This window comes from Polaromonas sp. (assembly GCF_039932935.1).
GTDB lineage: Bacteria > Pseudomonadota > Gammaproteobacteria > Burkholderiales > Burkholderiaceae_C > Polaromonas.
The window spans coordinates 64,623-71,316 of sequence record NZ_JBDTPB010000119.1 but is presented as its reverse complement, the minus strand read 5'-3'; the positions used below and the strand labels follow the sequence as shown (position 1 = coordinate 71,316).

Here is a 6,694-nt window from a genome sequence, read left to right as displayed (position 1 = left end):
GTCAAACCTCACGTGCTCCGTTATTGGGAGCAAGAGTTCACGCAGCTGCGCCCGATGAAAAGGCGCGGCAATCGCCGTTACTACCAGCACCATGAGGTGCTGATGATCCGCCGGATCCGTGATTTGCTCTACGACCAGGGCTTCACCATTAGCGGCGCGCGCAACAAACTTCAGGAAATTGTTCAAACCGAACGCGACAAACGCCGCAATGGCGAAGTCATGCTGGACGGGGTGGAGGTACTCGAAGGCGGCGAATCCCTGCTGGACGATTTTGAGGATTCCAGTGATCACTCGGACTTTGAAGACAGCGACGTCGATTTGCCCAGCGATAGCGCCGCGCAGCAGCGGCTGCAGTTGGTTCGTCGCGAGTTGTTTGAAATTCGCGATCTCCTCAGCGCTGGTCACTGAGAAGCATTTGCCGCACGCTATAATGCAAGGCTTGTCGGTGTGTGGCGCAGCCTGGTAGCGCACTTGCATGGGGTGCAAGGGGTCGAAGGTTCGAATCCTTTCACACCGACCAATAAAACCAAAAGATAGCCGGTTAGCGTTCGCTAACCGGCTTTTTTTTCTCCGGCTACCGCTACACTTTTGCGGCGTATTCCACTTGGCTTTATCGGGCTCTGCTGGCCAAAGCAGCGCATATCCATAGTTGGTCGAGCAATGGCATACGAGAAAAAACTTCGTCGAAATGCGATAGAGGGCTGGACTGTTGAATTCCGCTGAAGTCTGACGCGCAGTTGGAGTGAACCCCTCGGACTGGACCAGAGGGGCGAGATGAACTGATACGCTGGCGGGGCCTTCAACCAGGAGAAGGTCATGTCATCAAGAGGTCCGTACCGGCGCCATGCACCGGAATTCAAGATTCAGCTGTGCCGGGAGATCCGAAGCGGTGCTCTTGGCCGGCGTGATGCGCAGAAGAAATACTCGCTGTCAGCCAACTTGATCCAGATGTGGCTGACGCAATTCGACCGCGGCGAGCTCAGCACAGAAGAGGCCGAGGCTTCTGTCGTCGCTGAATACGAAGCCAGGATCGCAGCGCTGGAACGCAAGGTCGGCCAGCTCACCATGGAGCTGGACCTGGTCAAAAAAACTCCTCGCCTGCGCCTCGTGAGCGACAACGAGAATTCCTCGATCATCACCGGCCCCAAGCCTGCTCCATCCGACGGGGGTGCCACGTGATCGATCTGCCGCGCAGCACCTTCTACTATCACCCGGCAGCCGCCAACGATGGGCTGAACGACGTCACGCTCCTGCAGCTCATTGAAGGCATCCAGGACGAGTTTGCCGGGTACGGCTATCGGCGCGTGACGCACGAGCTGCGCCGGCGCGGCCATGTCGTTAACCACAAGCGCGTGGCGCGCCTGATGAAGGCCCACAGTCTTGGCATCAAGCCGCGCAGGCGCTTCGTGCGCACCACTGACAGCAACCACGACTCGCCAATCTTCCCGAATCTTTACCGCAATGTCATTCCGAGCCGGCCGGATGTCGTCTGGGTGCCCGACTTCACGTACATCCGCATCGAGACTGGGTTCTGCTACTTGGCGGCTATCCTGGACGCATGCAGCCGCAAGGTCGTGGGCTATGCCATCTCGCGCAGGATCGACACGCCACTGGCGCTGGCCGCGCTGCAATCCGCAGTTCAAAGCCGCAAGCCACCACCCGGATGCATTCATCACACCAACCGTGGCAGCCAGTACGCCAGCGAGACCTACCGCCGTGCCCTGAAGGAGGCGGGCCTGCGAGGATCGATGAGTTCGCCTGGCAATCCGTACCACAATGCACAGGCCGAGAGCTTCATGAAGACGCTCAAGACCGAGGAGGTTTATATTGCCGGCTATGAGACCTTTGCAGACGTCGCCACCCGACTGCCAAGGTTCATTGAAGAGGTCTACAACGCCAGGCGCCTTCACTCGGCACTGGGCTACTGTCCACCAAACGAATTCGAATCACAACTCGCCCCGCTGGTCGCTTAGTTCTGACTCTCTCTAGTCCAGTCCGAGGGGTTCACTCCAACTGCGCGTCAGACTTCAGCGGAATTCAACACGTCTACGACCGGACCATCGATACCTATCGTGCGGTTGGCCTGATTTCTTGAGCTATTTGGACTTGGCTGGTGAGGTTGCCTGCCTTGCCGCTCAGGCAGAGGCAGGAAGTTGAGACTCTTTTCTGATGGTCCAAAGCTCCTGGGTATCTAGGGTGACGCGTTCCACCACGCCATCTACTTCCAGCCTTTCCAGCGCCTCCAGTGTCGTGGTCTCTGGAGGGACGGGTTCTTCCCATTGAATCCAGAAAGAATGGATTCCCTTGACCGTATCGACTGAATGCGGGGCACTCTCCAGTTTTCTGCGGATACATAGGACTGCGAGATCGACCAGTTGTTTATTCACCAAGCGTGCTTTTTTTTGATAGCGCTGACTGGCCGCCATCGGGTTGCGGGCCAGTCACTCCGCATATCCAAATGTCTCCAAATGCCGTCTGCAGCCTCTTTGGCATCAGTCAACCCCATTATTGTTCCCAGCAGCTTAAACGAATCCATTTTTCTTTGGAAGTTAACCATTCGCAATAGTGGCATCCATTCTTTGAAAAGGTTCCGTGGAGTTCGTCACTGCGGCGGGACATATCTGCACCAGTGCCTGGATGTTCTTGTCCTCATGGTTTTCCAAACTCTTCTGCATGCTCGTGCACCTTTCACCAGCCGGTTTTTTGAGCGGCGATACCTCCCCTCGACTGCCGAAAAGGGTTGTGCAAATTAGTCCCGCCGGCGTTGGAGGGTGAAAAAAATACCTATACAAATCAACAGCTTGAGAGCTCTTCAACGCTGGCATGCCGCTTGCGAAAACTAAGCGGGAGAAATTCCGCCCACTGCCCTTGTGGCTTGGCGAGCGTTTCTGCAAGTGCGTGCGGTATTGACTATGAGAGGCTAAAAATGGCTGAAAGTGTTCAAAAGTGGCTGGAGCGTAATCGTCCGCCCCGGGTGAAGATCACCTATGAGGTGGAGACCGGCGGTGCCATCGAAAAGCAGGAGCTCCCCTTTATCGTGGGAGTGTTCGCTGACCTGGCTGGCGATCGCAACCCCGATGTGGATTTCCCGCCTTACAAACAGCGGCAGATGGTGCCCATTGACCGGGACCTCTTCAACGACGTCATGAAGACGCAGTTGCCGCGTGTGGCTCTGGGCCGCGTTCCGCGTATCCCGTCACCACCCGGTGCAATGCAGATCGGAGCCGTCGAATCGGCCAATCTGTCCGGCGACATTACTTTCAGTTCGCTGGATGCGTTCGACCCGATCGCCATCGTGCGCGCCATTCCCGACCTCAACAAGCTCTATCGAGTACGCAGCAACATCCGTATGCTGCAGTCGCGGGCGGAGTCGAGCGACCGGCTCAACGACCAGATGAATCTGTTGATCGCCAAAACGCCGGACGGCCAGGCCGGGCGCGCACAACTTCAGGTGCTGGCCGGGCCGGACTACCGAAACAGTGTCGTCAAGGCAGACATGGACAAGGCGCCTGGCGAACTCAAAAAGGCCACATCTTCTTTGTACGACCTGGCCATGGTGATGGGCAAGGCCGATCAGGCGGCCAAGCTCAAGGCTGCCACCGACTGGGGATATGAGACCGTCAACAACCTGGGCGCGGACGGCAAGCCGGTGGTTGACGCCGATGCAACCCTGGCGCCGCTGCGCAGGCTGCTGGGGGTGTTTTCGACCCCGGACACGCCGGAGAACCTGCAGACAGTGTCTGCCCAACTGCAGCAACTTACGCAGTGGGATGCCAGCCTGTCCTCCAAAATCCAGCTGGAACGCAATGCGATTGCCAGCAATCTCGGGGCCGATCCCACTGTGACCGCGACGCAGACCAAGCTCGCTGCAGACGCCACAGCGCTATTGGCTGCGCTCGTACCCAAGGACGGCCAGATCGATGCCGACGCGAAAAGGGCCGCTCTGGCTGTGCTCGGCATGCAGCAGACCGACGACAGCGATTCGATTGCGATGCCGGCCGACGCCGCGCAAGTGCGCACAGTGGCCGAGCAAAAGCATGACGCGGTCAATCGCAGGGTGGCCAACAATATGCTGCTGGTTCTCAGCGGCGCTACCGACGCGCCCGACCCGAAAGCAAAGCCGGTGCCTCCGACGAAAAAACAAGCCACGCAGAACATTGATGCGGTCTTTTCCCTGATGGATGCGGCTGGCCTGAAAACCGACGAAGACAGGCAAAAATTCCTTGGTCCCATCGGCTTTTTCGTCACTGATGTTCTGGCGCGACTTGATGCCCCTGGCTCAACCTATGCGCCAGTCGCCGCGATCACGGCCATCGACTCGCACATCTCCGACATTGACTGCTGGCTGAGCCGGCAGTTGAGCGTCATCATGCATGCGCCGAAGTTCCAGGAGGTCGAAGCGACCTGGCGAGGCCTGCACTATTTCGTGTCCAACACTGAAACCGGCAAGATGCTCAAGCTAAGCGTTTTCAATGCCACCAGGGACGAGCTGCTCGACGACATGGAGAAAGCCGTCGACAAGGACCAGAGCAAGCTCTTCAAGATGATCTACGAAGACCAGTATGGCACCTTCGGTGGTCTGCCTTACAGCCTTCTGGTCGGCGGCTACGAGGTGGGCCGTAGCGCCAAGGACATCGAGTTCCTGCGCAAGATCGCCGAAGTGGCTGCATCTGCCCATGCGCCCTACATCACCGCGGCCTCGGCTTCGCTGTTCGGCCTGGACAGCTTCCGCGACCTGGCAAAACCCCGTGACCTAGAAAAAATCTTTGAAAGCATTGAGCTCGCAGGCTGGCAGGAATTCCGCGAAAGCGAAGACTCCCGCTATGTGACGCTGGTGATGCCACATGTGCTCCTGCGTTTGCCATACGGAAAGGACAGCTGGCCTGTGGACGGCATGGACTTCGAGGAGACCGTGGGGCCTTCTACCAGCTCTCCCGACAGTGGCAGTTTCCTGTGGGGCAACGCGGCCTACATGCTCGCCCAGCGCGTGACGAACGCGTTCTCGAAGTACAACTGGACCGCGGCCATACGCGGCGTTGAGGGTGGTGGTCTGGTTGAAGATCTGCCGACCTACAGCTTCCGTACCGACTCTGGAGCAGAAGAACTGTTTTGTCCGACCGAAGTGTCCATCACTGATCGGCGCGAGAAGGAGCTCAATGACCTGGGATTTATCTCCCTGTGCCACTGCAAGGGCAAAGGCCAGGCGGCTTTTTTTGGCGGGCAGACCAGCAACCAGCCGAAGAAGTATTTTTCCGACAGCGCCAATGCCAACGCGCAGATTTCCGCGCTGCTGCCCTACATGCTCGCAGCCTCGCGCTTCGCTCATTACATCAAGGTCATCATGCGCGCCAAGATAGGCAGCTTCCTGACGCGCGGCAATGTAGAGGCCTACCTCAACACCTGGATATCGAACTATGTGCTGCTCGATGAGAACGCTTCTCAGGACGCAAAGGCGAGTTTCCCCCTGAGCCAGGCGAACGTGATCGTGAAGGATGTGCCGGGCGCCGTGGGTTCCTACAACGCGGTGGTCTTCCTCAGGCCGCACTTCCAGCTTGAGGAGTTGACGACCTCGATCCGCCTTGTGGCGAATCTGCCGAAGTGACGCATTCACTTCCCACCCAACATAGATCAACGAAAGACAAACCATGGATCTGATACTGCTACAACCCGGCGACACTTCTGTGTTCCCCACAACAAGCAATGACTGGGCCACGGGCGGCAGCCTGATTTCGACCGGCGCCGACTGGACCGCCAACGAGGAACTCAAGCTCGGCCAATGCATCGAACTGGTGTCAGTGCACCAGGGTATGAAGCAGCAGGTGACGACGGACGTCAGCAATTCGGCGCGCACCTCTGGCAGGCCGGTGATCACGGAGTTCACCTGCGTCAAATATGTCGACAAGACTTCGGTCAAGCTCTACGACTTCTGTTTGCGCGCGAAGTCGCTGGGCGACAAGGCCAAGCCCTCGTACATCTACATCCTGCGCAATTCGGGAGACAAGGTCGGCAACATCATTACCTTCATGCTGCGCGATGCGCTTATCAGCGAAATTCAATTCCAGTCACATCCTGACGACATGCCGACCGAGCAGTTCAAGCTTAACTTCACCGAGATCGTCTGGACCTACGCCGTGCAGACGCCGGACATGCAGGTCAAGGGGAACGTCACTGCCGGCTGGAGCCTGGCGCAGAACAGGCCTTTGACGGCGTTCACTTGAGCCTCGTTGTGGCCCTGCGGGGGCCGTGGATTTTCGTTGTTTTTGAGATGGCGTATCGTTGTTGCGGCGCGCCGGCCCAAGGGGATAAACATGCAGTTCTTGCTTGAGCGCCTGGAGTTTGCGGGTGCGGCGCCGGCGCAAATCGGCCAGGGCTTCAATCTGCGCGATGCCGTGCGGCTGCAGATTCAGCGTCTGGTTAGCTCGCACGTCTGGGCCGGTTCGACCGGTCTGGAACTCATGCGCATCGGCCTGCCTTCCCTGACTGGTGCCGGTTATGCCCAAAAAGATGACATACAGCGTTATTCGCTGGGCATCCGCGACATGATCGTGCGTCACGAACCCCGGCTGACGGGCGTACGTGTGACTGTTGAGGAAACGCGCAGTTCCGTCATGCCTTTCCAGGTAGTCGTCACCGGCAAGCTTGCCGACCAGCCGCTGACAGAGACCTTCAGCTTCGGGTTGCCGCGCCGCTAGGC

The 6,694-nt window shown here is 58.2% G+C and carries 7 protein-coding genes and 1 tRNA gene; 7 read left to right on the top strand and 1 reads right to left on the bottom strand.

All coding sequences use genetic code 11. From position 1 onward, the window contains the following. The 4 genes from ABI546_RS19135 to ABI546_RS19120 form a co-directional block, all read left to right on the top strand. On the top strand, window positions 1-408 hold a 408-nt coding region (locus ABI546_RS19135; protein ID WP_348049172.1), incomplete at its 5' end, for a MerR family transcriptional regulator. A gap of 35 nt (window positions 409-443) precedes the next feature. Beyond that, window positions 444-520: transfer RNA gene (locus ABI546_RS19130), tRNA-Pro, on the top strand. 296 nt (window positions 521-816) lie between these two features. Further along, window positions 817-1,179: a transposase gene (locus tag ABI546_RS19125; protein ID WP_348049170.1), complete on the top strand. Its 363-nt coding sequence runs from the start codon at window positions 817-819 to the stop codon at window positions 1,177-1,179. Further along, window positions 1,158-1,973 (top strand): IS3 family transposase, encoded by an 816-nt coding sequence (locus ABI546_RS19120; protein WP_348049176.1) that lies wholly within the window; start codon window positions 1,158-1,160, stop codon window positions 1,971-1,973. Before ABI546_RS19125 ends, ABI546_RS19120 begins: the two co-directional genes overlap by 22 nt. 162 nt (window positions 1,974-2,135) lie before the next feature. Here the strand turns inward: ABI546_RS19120 and ABI546_RS19115 are convergent, their stop codons facing one another. Next, a complete protein-coding gene (locus ABI546_RS19115) occupies window positions 2,136-2,426 on the bottom strand; it encodes a hypothetical protein (RefSeq protein ID WP_348049168.1) in 291 nt (96 codons plus the stop codon). Between the two features lie 500 nt (window positions 2,427-2,926). On the opposite strand from ABI546_RS19115, the gene tssC reads away from it, so the two are divergent. The 3 genes from tssC to ABI546_RS19100 all read left to right on the top strand — a co-directional run bounded on the left by tssC (window position 2,927) and on the right by ABI546_RS19100 (window position 6,692). After that, entirely contained in the window at window positions 2,927-5,602 is a 2,676-nt protein-coding gene (tssC, locus tag ABI546_RS19110; protein ID WP_348049166.1) for a type VI secretion system contractile sheath large subunit, read from the top strand. A gap of 43 nt (window positions 5,603-5,645) precedes the next feature. Next, window positions 5,646-6,218, top strand: coding sequence for a type VI secretion system tube protein Hcp (locus ABI546_RS19105; RefSeq protein WP_348049164.1), 573 nt, complete (start codon window positions 5,646-5,648; stop codon window positions 6,216-6,218). Window positions 6,219-6,308: 90 nt separating this feature from the next. Continuing rightward, on the top strand, window positions 6,309-6,692 hold the full coding sequence (locus tag ABI546_RS19100) for a GPW/gp25 family protein (RefSeq protein WP_348049162.1): 384 nt from the start codon (window positions 6,309-6,311) through the stop codon (window positions 6,690-6,692). The last annotated feature ends 2 nt before the right edge of the window (window positions 6,693-6,694 follow it).